The organism is Vibrio rotiferianus, assembly GCF_002214395.1.
Taxonomy (GTDB): Bacteria; Pseudomonadota; Gammaproteobacteria; order Enterobacterales; family Vibrionaceae; genus Vibrio; species Vibrio rotiferianus.
Window position 1 is genome coordinate 609,699 of record NZ_CP018311.1, and the last position, 18,279, is coordinate 627,977.

Annotated in this window: 14 protein-coding genes; 6 read left to right on the top strand and 8 right to left on the bottom strand. The window is 47.0% G+C overall.

The features are described 5' to 3' along the window. Positions 1-51 precede the first annotated feature (51 nt). Positions 52-960, top strand: coding sequence for a VirK/YbjX family protein (locus tag BSZ04_RS02950; protein ID WP_088879481.1), 909 nt, complete (start codon positions 52-54; stop codon positions 958-960). Positions 961-980: 20 nt separating this feature from the next. Beyond that, entirely contained in the window at positions 981-1,532 is a 552-nt protein-coding gene (locus BSZ04_RS02955) for an outer membrane beta-barrel protein (RefSeq protein WP_088879482.1), read from the top strand. 92 nt (positions 1,533-1,624) lie between these two features. Here BSZ04_RS02955 and BSZ04_RS02960 read toward each other — a convergent pair whose 3' ends face one another. From BSZ04_RS02960 to BSZ04_RS02985, 6 genes are all read right to left on the bottom strand, one after another. Then, entirely contained in the window at positions 1,625-2,530 is a 906-nt protein-coding gene (locus BSZ04_RS02960) for an EamA family transporter (protein WP_088879483.1), read from the bottom strand. A gap of 66 nt (positions 2,531-2,596) precedes the next feature. Next, complete coding sequence (phnR, locus tag BSZ04_RS02965; RefSeq protein ID WP_005442366.1) at positions 2,597-3,301, bottom strand: phosphonate utilization transcriptional regulator PhnR; 705 nt, start codon at positions 3,299-3,301, stop codon at positions 2,597-2,599. Between the two features lie 9 nt (positions 3,302-3,310). Continuing rightward, complete coding sequence (locus tag BSZ04_RS02970) at positions 3,311-5,035, bottom strand: putative 2-aminoethylphosphonate ABC transporter permease subunit (RefSeq protein WP_088879484.1); 1,725 nt, start codon at positions 5,033-5,035, stop codon at positions 3,311-3,313. Between the two features lie 8 nt (positions 5,036-5,043). Beyond that, positions 5,044-6,150, bottom strand: coding sequence for a putative 2-aminoethylphosphonate ABC transporter ATP-binding protein (locus BSZ04_RS02975; protein WP_088879485.1), 1,107 nt, complete (start codon positions 6,148-6,150; stop codon positions 5,044-5,046). A gap of 1,547 nt (positions 6,151-7,697) precedes the next feature. Continuing rightward, on the bottom strand, positions 7,698-8,735 hold the full coding sequence (locus BSZ04_RS02980; RefSeq protein ID WP_088879486.1) for an IS110 family RNA-guided transposase: 1,038 nt from the start codon (positions 8,733-8,735) through the stop codon (positions 7,698-7,700). A 188-nt stretch (positions 8,736-8,923) separates the two neighbouring features. Continuing rightward, positions 8,924-9,934, bottom strand: coding sequence for a putative 2-aminoethylphosphonate ABC transporter substrate-binding protein (locus BSZ04_RS02985; RefSeq protein ID WP_088879487.1), 1,011 nt, complete (start codon positions 9,932-9,934; stop codon positions 8,924-8,926). Positions 9,935-10,200: 266 nt separating this feature from the next. Here BSZ04_RS02985 and phnW point away from each other — a divergent pair, with 266 nt between their 5' ends. The 3 genes from phnW to phnX all read left to right on the top strand — a co-directional run bounded on the left by phnW (position 10,201) and on the right by phnX (position 13,615). Beyond that, entirely contained in the window at positions 10,201-11,304 is a 1,104-nt protein-coding gene (gene phnW / locus BSZ04_RS02990) for a 2-aminoethylphosphonate--pyruvate transaminase (RefSeq protein WP_088879488.1), read from the top strand. 26 nt (positions 11,305-11,330) lie between these two features. Then, positions 11,331-12,710, top strand: a complete 1,380-nt coding sequence (locus BSZ04_RS02995) for an aspartate aminotransferase family protein (RefSeq protein WP_088879489.1) — start codon at positions 11,331-11,333, stop codon at positions 12,708-12,710. Between the two features lie 89 nt (positions 12,711-12,799). Beyond that, the gene (gene phnX, locus BSZ04_RS03000) at positions 12,800-13,615 is read left to right on the top strand and encodes a phosphonoacetaldehyde hydrolase (RefSeq protein WP_088879490.1); all 816 of its coding nucleotides are present in this window, start codon (positions 12,800-12,802) and stop codon (positions 13,613-13,615) included. Positions 13,616-13,700: 85 nt separating this feature from the next. Here phnX and BSZ04_RS03005 read toward each other — a convergent pair whose 3' ends face one another. Further along, a complete protein-coding gene (locus tag BSZ04_RS03005) occupies positions 13,701-14,063 on the bottom strand; it encodes an ATPase (protein ID WP_088879491.1) in 363 nt (120 codons plus the stop codon). Positions 14,064-14,072: 9 nt separating this feature from the next. Next, a complete protein-coding gene (locus tag BSZ04_RS03010) occupies positions 14,073-16,448 on the bottom strand; it encodes a S8 family serine peptidase (protein ID WP_088879492.1) in 2,376 nt (791 codons plus the stop codon). 434 nt (positions 16,449-16,882) lie between these two features. Here BSZ04_RS03010 and BSZ04_RS03020 point away from each other — a divergent pair, with 434 nt between their 5' ends. Continuing rightward, on the top strand, positions 16,883-18,139 hold the full coding sequence (locus BSZ04_RS03020) for an SGNH/GDSL hydrolase family protein (protein ID WP_088880229.1): 1,257 nt from the start codon (positions 16,883-16,885) through the stop codon (positions 18,137-18,139). Positions 18,140-18,279: the final 140 nt, after the last annotated feature.

Below are 18,279 nucleotides of genomic sequence, written 5' to 3' on the forward strand. Positions count from 1 at the left end.
TGCCAATGCCGGAACAAAAAAGTTTAGACGAGGAGTCTGGAGTAAAAAAACATGAAGACATCCATCCTTCACCACACTAAGACCATTTACACTGATGAATACGCCGCAGCCTACAATCCTATTTGGGTATATCGAATTAAATTTATCGCTCGGGCACTTTTTTATCGGAAAGCCTTAATGCACCTTACAAACAATATAGAAGCTCCACTACTTGAAATGTTATGTTCGCGGACACACCGATTCTTAGAAAAGCCATTTCGTCCCTACATAGTGAAAAGTAGCCCCGCATTCAACCGCTCAGACCTTGTAGTAAACCATTACAATCAAGTGTCAGAGCTTTTTTCTGCATCGAACGTGCAACAAATTTACACGGATGTCGCAGGGTTAATGCTTACCGAATTTATGATTGACGACATCGCATATTCTGTACGGTTAGTGTACGAACCACGTTACCAGAAAGAAGGTGATATGAGCCTCGTTCTATTTAGTGAGGAAGATGGTAACTTTTACACCCTTTCATTTACTTTAGGGGTTCAGCAAGGAGCTCGCATCATTATGATTGGGGGATTACAGGGAGCACCAAGCAGTGAAAGTAACAACCTTAAAATAAAGAAATTAACACGCAAACTTTATGGTCAAAGGCCGAAAAGCTTAATGGTAAGCCTACTAACACTTTTGGCAAAAACCTGGGGAATAGACACAATATTAGCCGTAAAAACCCACTCGCACACTTATGCCGCTAAACGTTATAGCAAAGGACGAATCAAGACCGATTATGACGCGTTATGGCTAGAACTTGGTGGTTCGGACTACGACCGTAACTTCTACTCTATAGACGTCAATACACCGCGTCGCGATATTGAACATATGTCGCGCTCCAAACGTTCAATGTACCGTCGTCGCTATGAATGGCTAGACAACACCAAAGCCACTTTCGAACAGGTCCTAAGAAACGGTTAAAAGCTAAGGAGAAACGTCCCATGCGTTATTCATTCATTACTACTTTGGTGTTGTCGACGCTTTCTTTGTCTACCAACGCAACCACCAGCGAACACATAATCGGTACAAACATTGGCTATGGCGGTGTGAACTACGACGCGCCTACCAGCGAAGAGTCTGGAGACATGTTCTTAGGTGAAATTTATTACCGCTACATGCCAACGCATAACTTTGGTATCGAAGCAGGCTATAAAGGGGCGTTTGATGGTATCGGCTCGATACTCGTGAGTCCGATTTCGGAAGTCACTGATACGAGTTTCTCTGGACCTCGTTTGAGTGGTTACGCCAGTTACCCGCTTGGTGCTGGATTCGAGATATACGGAAAAGCAGGCGTGACTTATTACACGCTGGCGTACACCTATTCAGTTAACGATCAAAGCCGTGATATTGAGAAATCGAGCCTAGGCGGTGAAGCAGCCGCTGGCTTAGGTTGGAGCTACAAGTATTTTGGATTGAATGCTGAGTATGTGTACTCGAAAAACAGCGATTTTGATTCTGGTGGCGTGATGTTCGGAGCACAGTTGCGTTTCTGACGTCCGCTATACCTACCCCTTCCCCCAAAAACTAAAAAAAGAAAAAGGCAGCGGTTGCCTGAGTCGTTGCCCTTTTCTTTCATCAATATGGGTCAGTTCGTCAGCGCGAGAATGATCCCCGCCACGATCGAAGTAATCCCAAGCCCTCGGGTGAGATACCATTTCTCTGAAAGAAACCAAATCCCCATAAACAATCCAAACACAATGCTGATTTGCCTTAGTGCCACGACCAAGCTGACGTTTTCTGTCATGGTCATCGCAAACAACACCAAACCGTAGGTGGATGCCATCATTACCCCTGCCATGCTGGCGGTTTTGCGGATCTGCCACGCAGTCTTAATCTCATCTGGCTTACCCGTAACTAAGCACCACACAAGAACAGGAATACCTATCGCCCAAAATTGCACACCTAAGTAGAAGATTGCACTGTACTGATCATTAAAGATCTCTGACGCTTGCCCAGTGAGTAAACTCAGCGCTTCTTTGTCGACCACGGAGTAACCCGTTGTGCCTATTGCGGCAATCAATGCCCAGAACACACCAACGTTCAAATAAGAGCCCAATGTCATTTGACGAAAATTCGTCAGTGGTACCAGCATACAACCAAGGGTAATCAGCAAGAATCCAAGCCACTGCTGACTAGATAATTCATGTCCCAATGCCACACTGATTGCGCCGACCATCATCACTGGCAGTGCCCGTGCAATCGGATAAACCACACCTACGTCAGCGTGCTTATAAGCGACAATCAAACCGACCAGATAGATCATTTGTGAAATGCCGCTAATGAACAGCAATCCCCAAAATTCACTCGGTAATGATGTCCAGCCAATGGTTGCCAAATACCAAATCAAATAAGGGGTAAGAATGGCACAGGCAGAAAAGCTGGCGGCCATGGTAAACGCGAGCCCTGACCCAGAGTTGCTTTTGCCAAGGATATTCCAGCCCGCATGAAGAACAGCAGAGAAAACGACGAGACCAATCGCCAACAAATCCATTTCAATGTTCCTGTCTGAATAAAATAAAGGCCCCGAGATGGAGCCTTAGATAATGAGAAAATCCACTTAACGATTGAGTTCCGCCAGAGATTCAATGCTGATGGCATCGTGTCGCCAATACTCGATATCGCAATCAATCAACTCACCGTGCTGGTTGTAGTTGATACGCTCCACTACCATCGCTGGCGTACCAGCTGTCGCACGCAGTGCCTGAGCCATTTCACCCAACAAAGTGCTGGTTGAAATGCGGTAGCGAATCTTTTGATACGTCACGCCATAATGATCGCGGTAAATGTCCGTCAGTGAATTTGATAAATCGTAATCCAGCAGGTTCGGAAACAGCTCTGGACGAATGTAGTTTGTTACGAATACCACAGGTCTGTCTTCAAGGTATCGCACACGGTCGACTCGATACACATCCGAGAAAGGTTGCAAGTCCAGCAAGCGCGCCGCTTGTTTGTTTGCCAACGTCCCTTTTGCTGCGACCAACTCCGTTTTTGGCACACGATTTTGCGCTTTCGCCATGTTCGGGAAGTTTAGCGTTTGGGTAGGGTCGTAACGCAATGGCTCAGGTGAGATAAACCAACCTCGGCGATCTTCGCGATAGATTCGACCTTCCGCTTCTAGCAGTGATAAAGCTTCACGCAGAGTGACGCGTGTAGTATCGAACGACTCCGCCAACTTACGCTCTGCTGGCAGTTTTTGACGCGGCGATAGCATGCCCGCTTCAATCTGTTCAACAATCGAATCTTTAATTTTTACGTATTGCACGAAGTGTCCTTATCTTTTGCGCCAAGCTTGTGTGCGATTCTCTAACAATTTACCCAAAGTCATCTGAACAATCTTCGCAATTGCGGCAGCCATCATGATCATCACAGCCATTGCCGCTGCAGCGCCAGTTTGACCTGCATCGTCCATATTCAGAATCGAGACCGAAGCCGGAATAGTATCGGTTGAGTAAAGGAATACTACCGCAGAAGTGGTGGTCAATGCATTAACAAACAAGTAAGTCGCAATGTCCAAAATCGCAGGTAAACACACAGGTAATGTCACTTTAAAGAACAACTTGTATTGAGGAAGCTTCACCGATGCCGCCGTGGCCTCAATCTCCGATGGTAACTGCTTTAGCGCTGTCAGGGCTGTCATGTGACCCACCGTGTAGTAATGCACTACCGTGTTAATCACCAAGAATGCCATGGTGCCATAAAGCACACTCAGAGGATTGTTGGCATCGTTGAAGTAAAAGATGTAACCCAAGCCAAGCACCATACCCGGAACCGCCATTGGTACCACGCTGAGCATTTGCATCACTTGACGAACTGGACCAAACGCACGCCCTTTCTCAATGCAGTAAGCACCGACAAAGATAATGGCTGTACCGATCACTGCCGTCCAGCCTGCCAGCGTTAGCGAGTTGAAGAATGGGCTCCAACCGTAAGTGCTCATTTCAGCAAAGTTGTAGTTGTTTAGTGTCAGCGCTTTGTTCCAAGGCCAGAACGTCACTAACGAGCCATACACCGCCATGCCAAGCACAGCCAGCACTGCAATAGAAATGATGCTGCAGTAAACCAAACAGATGCTGTCGCGCGCTTTGTTAGGTTCTGGCTGATAAGGCACCGAGCGAGTGTCAAATAAGCTTTTTTGCTTTTTCTGAACCCAGCGGTCTGCGCCGAATGCCATTACCGCAGGAAATAGCAACATAATGCTGGTCACCGCACCCATGGCAAAGTTTTGCTGTCCCACAACTTGCTTGAAGATGTCAGTCGCCAGAACGTTGTAGCTGCCACCAATCACTTTCGGCACACCAAAGTCCGTGATAACCAAAGTAAAGACGACAATAAGCGTACTGATCAAACCGTATTTCGCCGCAGGTAACGTCACCATAAAGAAGGTTTTGATGGGTGAGGTTTTGAGTGCGCGGGCTGCTTCATACAAGCGGGCATCTGAAGTGCGCAGCGAAGTGGTCAAAATCATCAAAGCATGAGGGAAGGTCCAGAAAATCAAACCCATCGAGATACCAATCACGCCGTAAACCGAGTTTCCTAACAACATCTCTTTGGCAATGCCTTGATTACCGAAAAGGAAGATCAAACTGATCGCCGGCAACAACGAAGGCGCAAGGATTGGTGCAGTTCCTAGGATTTGAAACAAACCTTTAAATGGCATACATGAACGAGTCAGCGCGTAGGCATAGCCAAATGCAAGCACACCCACTACCGAGGTCACTATCACGCCCAAAGTGAAGGTGTTGCCTACCGATACCCACAAGCTTGAAGAGGAAAAGTATGTCGCAAAGTTTGCCAATCCGACAAATTCGCCATTGGTATTTTGCACACTCTTGGTCAACATTGCCCAAAGCGGCATTAAGATGAACAGCACCATCATAGTCGACAAACCAGCGAGCAAACCGAACAACACTAGGTTATCGCGGCTGACACGTCCGAGTAAGGATTTTGCTTTGTCTTGTGTGGTCAGGCTATTCATCGTCATTGTCTTCGCATCCATGTTTACACCTACGCCGCTAGCGCTTTATCAACCGAGGGCACGGCGTAACCATGCAGCCTTTCTTCAGCAAACTGGATGTAACGTACATCGCCCGCCTTGATATTGAGTTTTTGAACCGTTTCCACAGGCACATCCACGACGATGGTTTTCGTTGAGCTGTCGTTTTGCAATACGCAATCAATGCGGAAAAACGCCCCCAAAAACTCGGTAGCCGTAACTCGCACTGGTAAAGAGTTGGTGTAGTTTTCAACAAACTTGATGCTTTCAGGACGCACTGCAAGGTCGAAGCGGTCACCACGTTGGATCTTACGATTAGTCAAGTTGGGCGCTGGCATCAGGGTTTCAGCAATGCGCACTTGGGAGTCGGTTGCGACTGAGGTTTCAATAAAGTTCATGCTGCCGACAAACTCAGCAACAAAGCGCGTAGCTGGTTGTTGGTAGATCTCCTGAGGTGTGCCGACTTGCTCAATCACGCCATGGTTCATTACCACGATACGATCCGCCATCGACAACGCTTCATCCTGATCGTGCGTAACCATGATGGTGGTAATGCCAAGCTTGCGTTGCAGATTACAAATCTCGTCACGTAAGTGAACACGTACTTTTGCATCCAGCGCTGACAGCGGCTCATCAAGTAACAGTAGACCCGGAGATAGCGCCAATGCACGAGCCAAAGCAACACGCTGCTGCTGACCACCAGAAAGTTGGTTAGGAAATTTCTCGCCAGAGGTTGGAAGACCAATGGTTTCTAACCAGTAATCCACCTTCTCTAACGCTTCTTTGGTCGACATTCCTTGGTTCTTCAAACCCACCGCAATATTCTCTTGCACAGTTAGGTTCGGAAACAGCGCGTAAGATTGGAATACGATACCGAAATCGCGCTTCTCTGGTGGTAGGAATGTGGTCTCTTGACCGTTTTGAAAGATTGCACCAGACGTTGGCAAGTCTAAACCTGCAATGGCACGTAGCAGAGTGGTTTTACCGCAGCCAGAAGGACCAAGAAAACAAACGAACTCGCCCTTTTCAATCGCTAGCGAGATTTTCTTTAATGCAGTGAACTGTCCGAATTGCTTCACTACATTTTCGATATTTAGGTAATGTTGGTTAGTTGACATAACACACGCTCCAAATGGTATATACCAACTTTAGTTTTGGAGTGTTACGTTCCAATGACAAATTTATAGCCAGAAGATGACAAATAGATGAAGGGAGGTGAAGTTTGTTTCTGCGCTTGCAACCCCCTCCAACTCCCCCTTCTCTCGACATGCTTTGCCAAGCATTTGAATGTGGTTATCAAGGGGGAGAGCTGTTCTTTGCTACGGTGAGCTCCGTGCTTTCCCAACGTCATTCTGAAAGAGCCTAGGTGAGTATTCATAATCTACTTGAAGTGCATAGTGATATTTCATTGTGAATTAAATTATCCGCGAATGCAGAACCAATCCCTCCCCTTTACCAGCATGACTGTTGTAGTCCCGCGAAGTTAAAGCCAAGGGGAGGTTAGGTGGGGTTGGTTGTTTAACGTTAGGTTAGGTGTTTCCCCCCCCTCCAACTCCCCCTTTTCTCAGCATGGTGTGCCAAGCATTTGAATGTTGTTATTAAGGAGGAGGGCTGTTCTTTGCTACAGTGAGCTCAGAGCTTTCCGACGTCATTCTGAAGGGGTCTAGGCGAGTATTCAGAATCTACTTGAAGCGCGTAGTGATGTTGCATTTTGAATTGAATTTTTCGCGAATGCAGAGCCAGTCCCTCCCCTTTACCAGCATGACTATTGTAGTCCCCCGCAGGTAAAGCCAAGGGGAGGTTAGATGGGGTTGATGGTTTAACGTTGAGTTAGGTGCGATTCCAACCCCCTCCAACTCCCCCTTTTCTCGGCATGATTTGCCAAGCATTTGAGTGTAGTTATCAAGGGGGAGGGTTTTCTTTTTCGTGGTGAGCTTAGTGCCCCCCGTTATACAGACTTTGATGCTTTCCCTATCACGAGCAACAAGTACAGTTAGTCCCTCCCCTTTACCAGCATGATTGTTGTAGTCCCCCGAAGTTAAAGCCAAGGGGAGGTTAGGTGGGGTTGGTTGTTTAACGTTGAGTTAGGTGCTTGCAACCCCCTCCAACTCCCCCTTTTCTCGGCATGCTTTGCCAAGCATTTGAGTGTAGTTACCAAGGGGGAGAGTTTTCTTTTTCGTGGTTAGCTTAGTGCCCCCCTTTATACAGACTATGATGCTTTCACTATCACGAACAACAAGTACAGTTAGTCCCTCCCCTTTACCAGCATGACTGTTGTAGTCCCCAGAAGTTAAAGCCAAGGGGAGGTTAGGTGGGGTTGCTGCTTTTGGACTACAAGCATAATTTGCGTGTGAACCTGAGATTCCCGACTCGCTCCTTCGTCGTTCTCGAGAATGACGTGGTGAGTGTGGATAGAAGCTCCCAACTTTCTTAAGTCCGTCATTCCATATATGGACTCCCGAGTTATTACAACTTGTTTAGCGAGAATAGATTAGATGCATGCGTATATTCGGGTTTTAATGAGTAGCTAACTCGACCCTAGATGTATTCGCACCTTGATGCCATTTCGCGAGCGCGGAAATAATCCAAAAGAATGATCTGGCTCTTCAAGGTCGGTCTTACCTGTTCTTCGCTATATCAAGATGTAAATAACGTCTTTGACTTACTACTCGTAAGTTAGAGGCACTTGATACTCACTGCCATAATGAAGCAATGCCCAAGCTGTTCTTGTGGTCTTATTTGCTAAAGCAACCGCGGCTTTCATTAACCCTGCACGCTGAATCAGTGACTTGAGCCAAGTCTCTTTAACATTCCTTGGCTCTCGTTTATCTACAACCTTCGCAACAGCAAGCGCTCCCTGTATCAAGCTTGAACGTAACTTCTTCTGTCCAACTTTTTTTCTGATACCCAAAAGGGTAACTCTTCCTCCAGTACTATGCTGTTTTGGAGTAAGTCCAATACAAGCCGAAGCCTCTCGACCATTTTTGAAGTTACCGCCATTGGCTCCTAACGAAAGATAAAGCCCTAAAGCATTGACTGGACCAACGCCCTCTAGAGCTTCAAGTTTTCTACATGCATCATGGTGCTTGAGGTGTTGGGTTAAGCTCGTTTCTAAATCTGCCCTCTTTTTTGCTAAGGTCTCATGCAAATGAAATGCGTTTGCTATGTGCTCTCTTAAGATATCAGGAAGTGAGTTCTGACCATCTTCCAGAATTTCAATAATGTGCCTTTTAAAGGCGCTATGTCCTTTGGGGATATTGAAGCCAAACTCTGAAAGCAAGGAGCGAACCATGTTACTTGTCGCTGTCATCGAATCGGTTAAGTGCTGTCTTATTCTATCGATCGATTGTAGTGCCTGTTCATCAATAGATTTTAAAGCGACAAAACGGGCGTTAGCTTGCTGAGATGCAACAGCAATCGCTGTTGCATCATTCTTATCTGTTTTTTGTCCCGTTCGATATGCCGTGACATATTTTGGGGCAATGAGGCAAACCGAATGCCCATGGTTGCAGCAGAACCGTCCCCAATAATGGGCAGTAGAGCATGCCTCCATAACCACGGTCGTTGGAGGTTGTTGTATTAACCAAGCTTTTAATTTTTCGCGAGTAAATGCTTTATTAAACTCATCAGAGCTTCCTTGAAGCTTACAAACTTGGAAAGAGTGCTTTGCTAAATCAATGGCGATAGTAGTAGACTTTTTCATGTATGGACTCCTTAGATTTAGGCTTTGACACCATAAATTCTAGCTCCCTCCAGAGGGAGGGAGTCCATACATCGCGAACCTAGGTGAGACTAGGAATCTACTTGCAGCAAACTCTGAAATAACAGAGAAAACAAAAAAATCCACCTCAACCGAGGTGGATTTCAACATTCAGCTCAAAGCAAATTCAATTAAGACTTTGGCTCTGATTTCGCGTCAAATTTCTCAGACCATGCCGTTAGAATCTCTGCACGCTTGCTACCCATTTGCGCGAAGTCCATCTTCGCCATGTTCTCTTGAACGTTCGGGAAGTTAGACACGGTCGCTTTCACTTCTTTATGTGCAACCACTGGGTACATTTCTACGTAAAGCTCGTTTGCCGCTTTAGAGATTGACCAATCGACAACGCGCTTCGCTGCATCAGACTCTTTTACTAGACCGACTGCTTCTGATTCCCAACCGATGCCTTTTGGTGTGATAACCGCTAGTGGTGCACCTTGTTTTTTCAGCTTCGCGCCGCGGCTTGCCATCGAAATACCGATAGCCACTTCACCCATGCCCGCTTGAACACATGGCTTAGAGCCCGAGTGCGTGTAGTGTGCAATGTTCTTATCTAGGTCACGCATGTAGTTCCATGCCTGATCTTCACCCATGTTTTGTAGCCAAGCAGAAACCTGCATGTAGCCAGTGCCTGAAGACGCTGGGTTCGGCATTGCAATGTGACCTTTGTAAACCGGCTTCGTTAGATCTTCCCAAGACGTTGGTTTCGGTAGGTTAAGTTGTTTCGCTACCGCTTCGTTGAAACAAACTGCGTTAAAGAACGCATCGTTACCGAACCAAGCTTGGTTTGATTGAGGGTCGTTTAGATTCGCGTGCAGCTCTTCCAAACCTTTTGGTGTGTAAGGCTTAAGAAGACCTTCATCTTTAAGCAGTGCCATTGACGAGCCAGCCAGACCCCAAACCACTTCCGCTTGAGGGTTGTTCTTTTCTGCCAGCAATTTCGCCGTCATGATACCGGTGGAATCGCGAACCCACTTAATCTTGATATCTGGGTTATCTTTCTCAAACGCAGACTTGTATTTCGCAAGAATGTCAGTTTCGAAAGCGGTGTAAACCGTGACTTCCTGTGCTGCCATTGCATTCGTAGCTAGCAGAGAGACAAGTGCAGCCAGCGATCCTTTCATCAAACGGTTTTTCATCATTTTCTCCAGTTAATTTGGCTAAGTTTTCATTTGGTCTGTACCAGTTGACGATATACACCCTACTGAGCCTTTGTGACGAATTCATGACCATTAAATGGCAGTTTTACGAAAATTATCGATGAATAATCGTTCAATTGATCCGCCACTTTCTGGATATTAAAGTTTTATGAAATTGGAGATTCGCCTATTTACTGCCCTTTTCTTCCTCGCTAGAGTGAACTCGAAATTTGGTGTAGACCAATTAGACTATTCTGATGGAAATCGAGATGAAAAACGAATACCTACTACTGACTCCAGGTCCTCTATCTACTTCTGAAACGGTACGTGAAGCCATGCTTAAAGACTGGTGTACTTGGGATGATGAATACAACAAAGACATTGTAGAAGTGATCCGCACTAAGCTTGTAAAACTGGCGACGGAGCAAGACGGCTACACCAGTGTACTAATGCAAGGTAGCGGCACCGCATCAGTCGAAGCAACGATTGGCAGTGCCATTGGCAAAGATGGAAAATTGTTGGTTGTCGACAACGGTGCGTACGGTGCACGTATCGCTCAGATCGCTGAATACCTAAATATTCCATGCCATGTAGTTTCCCCAGGCGAAACATCACAGCCACACTTGAACGAGGTGGAAACTGCATTGGCATCGGATCCTGCTATCACACACGTGGCGATTGTTCATTGCGAGACAACCACTGGCATGCTCAACCCAATTGAGGCGTTTGCTTCTGCGGCAAAAGCACACGGTAAAGTAGTGATTCTCGATGCCATGTCGAGCTTTGGTGGCATTCCTATCGATATTGCTGAGCTAGGCATCGATTTTATGATCAGCTCAGCGAACAAATGTATCCAAGGCGTACCGGGTTTTGGCTTTGTGATTGCGAAACAAACTGAGCTCGAAAAGTGCCAAGGTCAGGCTCGCTCTTTGAGCCTTGATCTTTACGACCAATGGCATTGCATGGAAGTGAACCACGGCAAATGGCGTTTTACGTCTCCAACGCACACGGTTCGCGCTTTCTATCAAGCATTGTTAGAGCTGGAACAAGAAGGCGGCATTGAAGCTCGTCATAACCGTTACCAAACTAACCAGAAAACACTGGTTGCAGGTATGCGCTCTTTGGGTTTCGAACCGCTACTGAATGATGAGCTTCACTCGCCAATCATCACCTCTTTCTACTCTCCAACTCACAGTGATTACCAGTTCAAAGCGTTCTACACGCGTTTGAAAGAGCAAGGCTTCGTGATTTATCCGGGTAAGGTATCGAACGCAGATTGTTTCCGTATCGGCAACATTGGCGAAGTTTACCCAGCGGATATCGAGCGCTTAATCAGTGCGATTGAAAAAGCCATATACTGGCAAGTTGCGTAAAGCAGCTTTCTGATTGAGAGAGCGTTATGACTCAGAATATCAAACCCACCCACTTTCGAAGCGAAGGCGATGTCAATACGACGCCAGCGCGCCAAGCTTGGAATGCATCGATGGACGACGAACGCACACAAGCATTGTTGAAGCGTGATTCGGAGGTCTTTCTTCATCAAGCCATGTCAACGCCTTGCTTAGATACCTTGGAAGCAGCAGAAGGCATCTACATTCAAGATGCTACCGGTAAAAAATACATGGACTTCCATGGCAATAACGTCCACCAGTTGGGCTATGGTCACCCGCATGTGATTAAACGTGTGCAAGAGCAAATTGCCAAACTGCCGTTTTCACCACGTCGTTTTACCAACGAGACCGCGATTGAATGTGCCGAAAAGCTCACGCAAATCTGTGGCGGCGAGTTGAACCGCGTGCTGTTTGCTCCGGGTGGCACATCTGCGGTTGGCATGGCGCTTAAATTGGCGCGCCACATCACAGGCAACTACAAGGTGGTGTCTCTGTGGGATTCCTTCCACGGCGCATCGTTGGATGCCATCTCTGTGGGCGGCGAAGCGTGTTTCCGCCAAGGTATGGGCCCATTAATGGCAGGTGTTGAGCGCATTCCACCAGCAGTGTCTTATCGTGGTGCTTTCCCAGCCGAAGACAGAAGCGACGTGCATTACGCCGATTACCTCGAATACGTGATTGAGAAAGAAGGCGGCGTGGGCGCGTTTATCGCAGAAGCGGTTCGCAACACGGATGTTCAAGTGCCAAGTAAAGCCTACTGGAAACGCATCCGTGAAATCTGTGACAAACACAATGTCATGCTGATCATCGACGACATCCCTAACGGCATGGGTCGCAGCGGCGAATGGTTTACCTACCAAGCCTACGACATCGAGCCAGATATGCTCTGCATCGGTAAAGGCTTGGGCGGAGGCTTAGTGCCTATCGCAGCCATGGTAACCAAAGACAAATACAACACTGCCGAGCAAATCTCCATGGGTCATTACACTCATGAGAAAAGCCCTATCGGTTGTGCTGCGGCACTGGCAACCATGGAAGCTATTGAGCAAGACGGCTTGCTAGATAAAGCCAAAGCCGACAGCCAGTTCATGCGTGAAAAGCTGCTAGAGATGAAAGCCAAGTACCCTGTGATTGGTGATGTACGTGGCATCGGCATGTTATGGGGCATTGAACTGGTCACTGACTACGAAAGCAAAGCGCGCGCGTATGACGAAGCGGAAGCTGTGCTATACCAATGCCTCAACAATGGCGTGAGCTTCAAGGTATCACAAGGCAATGTGATTCAACTCAGCCCACCGCTGATCATCACTCGCGAACAACTGACAGAAGCGTTGGCGATCTTCGAAGAAGCCATCGCCAAAGTGTGCAAAGACTTTAACTACTTTTAGGGTCGATAGACCTCAACAAAAACCAATTTATCCTGAGCGCAGTTCCAATGTGTAGGCAGCGCTCTGACAAGCAAGAAAAAGGATTGAACATGAGCAACTCACCAATTCAAGCAGTGATCTTTGACTGGGCTGGCACTATCGTCGATTTCGGCTCTTTTGCACCAACCAGTATCTTTGTGGAAGCGTTCAAACAAGGCTTTGATTTCGATATCGACCTAGAAGAAGCGCGTGAACCAATGGGGCTTGGTAAGTGGGATCACATCCAAGCCGTGGGTCGTATTCCTGCAGTTGACAAGCGTTGGAATGAGAAGTTTGGTCGCTCAATGAACAGCGAAGACATTGACGCTATCTACGCAGCATTTATGCCTCTGCAAAAAGCAAAAGTGGCAGACCATGCAGACCCAATCCTTAATGCGATTGAAGTTGTGAACGCTCTGAAAGACAAAGGCATCAAGATCGGTTCTTGTTCTGGTTACCCTCGCGAAGTGATGGACGTATTGATTCCAGTGGCAGCGGATTACGGCTACAAACCAGATTACGTGGTAGCAACGGATGACCTACCACAAGGTGGTCGCCCTGCACCATTTATGGCACTGAAAAACGTGATTGAGCTGAATGTTACCGACGTTAATGCGTGTATCAAAGTGGATGACGCCGCACCGGGCATTGATGAAGGTCACAACGCCGGTATGTGGACCGTTGGTTTGCTGCTGTCTGGTAACGAAGCAGGTCTAACGTTTGAAGAATACCAAGCTGCGGACGAAGCAACGCTTAATGCTGCTCGTGAAAAAGCGCGTGCAAAATTGCTAAAGAGCTCGCCGCATTATCTCATCGACACCATTGCTGACTTCCCAGAAGTGGTTGCAGATATCGAACGTCGCCTAGCGGCAGGTGAACGTCCTTAGTCTTCATCTTCCACTAATAAATGAAACAAACGCCCCTCACGTGAGGGGCGTTTTTCTTTCAAACACTATCTTAAGGAGGTTTGGCTTATTGAAGCGTACTTCCGTTAGATAGCAGCTTTCTTGTCGGCTCTTGCTCGGTGTATTCGACCGCATCATGTTCCGCGAGCTTCTCGACTTCCGCCTGTTCACCCACCACAACCAACACGTGTTGTTTCACCAGAGCGTCGACTACTTCAATGTTGTGCTGACGAAGAAGCGCTCTCACTTCGCTCTCTTTTCCTTCATGATACTTAACAAAGTAACGTGCAGGTTGCTGCTCGGCTTGATCTTGGCGTTCATCCACGAGAGGAAATCCTTGATTGTTTGCCAAGCTGCTTGAGCTCAGTCCGATTGCCAATAGTGCGGTAGCGCCTACCACAGACAAAGAAAGTAAGGTCAACTTCTTCATAGTCACTCCTTATTGAAAGGTCAGAGTCCAACTGTTGATGGTGCCCGTGTCTCTTCTGGCATTGTCCACCGCTTTAAGTTCCCATGTGCCTTGTGATTCAAAACCAGAGAAATCCGCTTGGAAACTGGTTTTAATGTCGTTCGCACTGCCACCCGCGTTGTCGTGCAGTACCACTTGACCACCATCTGGGGACGTTAATGTGACATAAAGATCACCAATGTAGGTGTGAGTGATATCCAAGTCGATAGTCACTGAACCTGCATCGCCAGAGCGAGCCACATCTAATGAGCTTACAACGCCAGACGCTTTGTTATCAGGAATCGCTACCGCATCCGAGTTGGTGTAGCTAGAAGGTGTAGAGCCGCCACCAGTTGAATCACCCGAACCGTTATGCGTCGCGACAAGAGAAACACCAGAGTACGCGCTGTAGCCGTAAACCAATACTTCATATTGTCCTGCGCCAGATACGTTCAAGCTACAGCTTTCACCATTACCACTCGCCCATGAACGACAGTCGTAAGTGCTGGTGCTTGGTATGCCATTAAAGCGTACATAAAGGTCAGCATCACCAGAGCCGCCACTCATGTTGAATGTCGCTTGCGTTGCGTCTGCAGGGACGTCAAACACAAATACTGTGCTTGATTTGCTGCCGCCAGAAAGCTGTGTTTTCGCCACGCCGTTTTCTAGAACGTTGTCGTTGCCAGAACCACCACCATCAGGACCGTTACAGCCAGCATCTAGGTATTGCTTCGCCGCATCGGCATTCACCAAACCGTGACCAGTGCGGTTATCACGACCTGTTACGTCGATGTCCGTTGCTGTCTTGATCAGCGCGTTGCGTACTTGCGCTGCGGTACAGGTTGGATGGTAACTCCACACCAAACCCGCAACACCGGTTACGTGTGGCGTCGCCATCGACGTACCATTGTAGTACTCGTAGTCTTCACCCTTAGTGGTCGATACCGTGATGTCTTGACCAACGTAACCCAACAGCTCCTGACCGAAGGCACGATCAACTGTCACCGACACAATACGCGCCGCGTTGTTTTGATCGACAAGGAAAGGATTCTGCAAGCCCGGTAGCTCGGAGTTACTGTACACAATCGCTGCACTCGCACCTGCGTTGTAACACGCTTGAACTGCATCGATTTCTGGGTAATTACCAGATGATTGGTTGCCCACACGCTCGGTCAAACAGATCTTGCCCGACATATCGCCACAACTGAAGCTGCTACCGGATACGTCACAGCTTGCTAGTGTGGCAGTGATAGAACCTGCAACTGGATCAGGACCGTAACTGCCACCCGATTGGATCAAGCGGTTGTGAGGAACGATGCCACGATCGAACTGGCTAACACCGTTCAAGCGAATGTCTGAAAGCTTACCTTCGCCAACTGTCACCGTAGACAGAATTGCTACACCCGGACCTGCGATTTCAACTTGGTCTGTCGCTTGAGAGAACGCCGCGTGATCACGCTTATCATCCACCGCCGCAACGGACATTACCGAATCGTAAGATGCTGGGTAGCTGTGCGCAGTGTTACCATCGTTACCCGCAGCGGCAATCAGCAGCACGCCTTGGTCGTAAATGGTTTGCAACGCGTTTTTCTCCGTCACACTCGATTGGCTACCACCAAGACTCATGTTGACCACGTTCGCACCGTTGTCAGCACAAGTTTGTACCGCTTTCACCAAGCTGGATGAGTAGCCCCAACCCGCTTCATTGAACACCTTTACGATGTGCAAATTCACGTTTTGGTTTGGCATGACGCCTTTGATGCCTTCCGTGTTAGCAATCGCAGCAATCGTACCTGCTACGTGTGTACCGTGAGCGTTGTTATTCCCCGGAACACTCCAAGAGCCTGTACCGCTATCGTTTGTACCCGACACTCGGTTGCCACTCAGATCGTTGTGCGCCAAATCGTAACCCGAGTCGATGATACACACGGTGCGATTACCTGCATTTGAGTCATCCAGAAGCTGAGCGTTAACCGCCTCGTAGCCCCATGGGATAGTCTCGCTTAACAGATAACGCGGAGGGTCAATTTCAACGTATTCCACATCACTTCGGTTACGTAATTGCCCCAACTCCGAGTCTTCCATCTCCACACTGTAGATTGCGCGGTTTCCTAGCTTTTCCACTTTACGCGCTTTGAGCTGATCTAAAACCGACTCTTGCGCGATGCGCGGCCCCCAGAATGAGTTTCCACCTAATGCTGAAGGACTGGACGTATCTTCTTTAAATTTGACGATGTATTTAGTCGGCAAGTTAGATTCGTCGAACCCCGTCAGAGGAGCCGCATGCGCTGACATCGACAATGTCAGTGCCACTGCAACGGCAGACAATGAAAACAAGCCATTTAATTTAGTTGTTGTGTAGTGCATTTGCTCTATTCCTTTTTGAGCTGATTTTTATTCACTCTATGCTCATGAAAAATCAATTACACGTCATTAACACGAGCTACTCAGCTATAGATTATCGATTAAAAATGCCAAACAATTTGTTTTATGAATGCACAACAATGAACAAAAGATCATCAAAACAACATATTTAGTTAACATACAAAAAGACAACAAAAAACTTATAAAGCAATTACTTATTAACGAAAAAGTGAATGTTAAATTAATGTTGGTGAGTAATTATTCTATATTTTATAAAACCCACCCATTTACTAAATCTATTGAAACTAGATTGTGGTACCAAAATCAACATTTTGAATATTTAGATATTTGACTAATTAGTTCTTTTACTCAAAATGGGGTAGTAGATGAGATATATTCTCACTTAAATCATGACGATAATCATTACAGAAGAGTCAATCATGAAAAAAACAATCACATTATTAAGTGCATTACTCCCTTTCGCTGCTGCCCATGCTGCAGAACCTTCTTTGTCTCCAGAAATGGTCACCGCTGCACAAGTTGCTAGTGCTCAAGGCCACCAAACGTATACTTATGTTCGTTGTTGGTACCGAACAAGTTATTCACTTGACGAGCCCGCGACCGATTGGGAGTGGGCAGAAAATCCAGACGGCAGTTACTTTACAATCGATGGCTACTGGTGGAGTTCAGTTTCTTTCAAGAACATGTTCTACACTGACACACCGCAAAGCATCATCAAGCAACGCTGTGAACAAACCCTTGATCTCGCGAATGAAAACGCTGACATCACCTTCTTTGCAGCAGATAACCGGTTCTCATACAACCACACTATCTGGAGCAACGATCCTGTAATGCAACCAGATCAAATCAACAAAGTGGTTGCGTTGGGTGACAGTTTGTCGGATACAGGCAATATCTTTAATGCTTCACAATGGCGCTTCCCAAACCCGAATAGCTGGTTCTTAGGGCACTTCTCAAACGGTTTCGTGTGGACGGAATACATTGCTAAAGCGAAGAACTTACCGCTATACAACTGGGCGGTTGGTGGTGCTGCCGGTGAAAACCAATACATCGCACTGACAGGGGTCGGTGAACAGGTTTCCTCTTATTTGGCGTATGCAAAACTGGCAAAAAACTACAAGCCAGCCAATACCTTGTTTACGCTTGAATTTGGTTTGAATGACTTTATGAACTACAACCGTAGCGTTCCAGAAGTGAAATCAGACTACGCTGAAGCCTTAATCAAACTGACCGATGCTGGTGCGAAGAACTTATTGTTGATGACACTGCCAGACGCCACTCGTGCACCACAATTTACGTACTCGACTCAAGAAGAAATCGACAAGATCCGTGCAAAGATCGTAGAAATGAACGAGTTCATTAAAGCACAAGCGGCATACTATACGGCGCAAGGTTACAACATTACCTTGTACGATACGCACGCGCTGTTTGAAAGCCTGACCGCAAATCCAGAGCAACATGGCTTTGTGAATGCAAGCCAAGCTTGCCAAGACATCAACCGATCTTCATCAGCAGATTACTTATATCATCATGCATTGCGCTCGGAGTGTGCCTCTTCTGGCTCAGACAAGTTTGTGTTCTGGGATGTGACTCACCCAACCACGGCGACACATCGTTACGTAGCAGAACAAATGCTAGAACACAGCAATCAGTTATCTAATCACCCGTTCTAAACTACTTAATTGGAGCCTCTCTTATTAGAGAGGCTCCCCAACATTCACAACAAGCGTAACAAACGCAATGAACTAAAATGCAATGCGATATTGTCTATAGATTGTGCCAATGCGTTGTTTAACAAAGATAAGAAGAACAA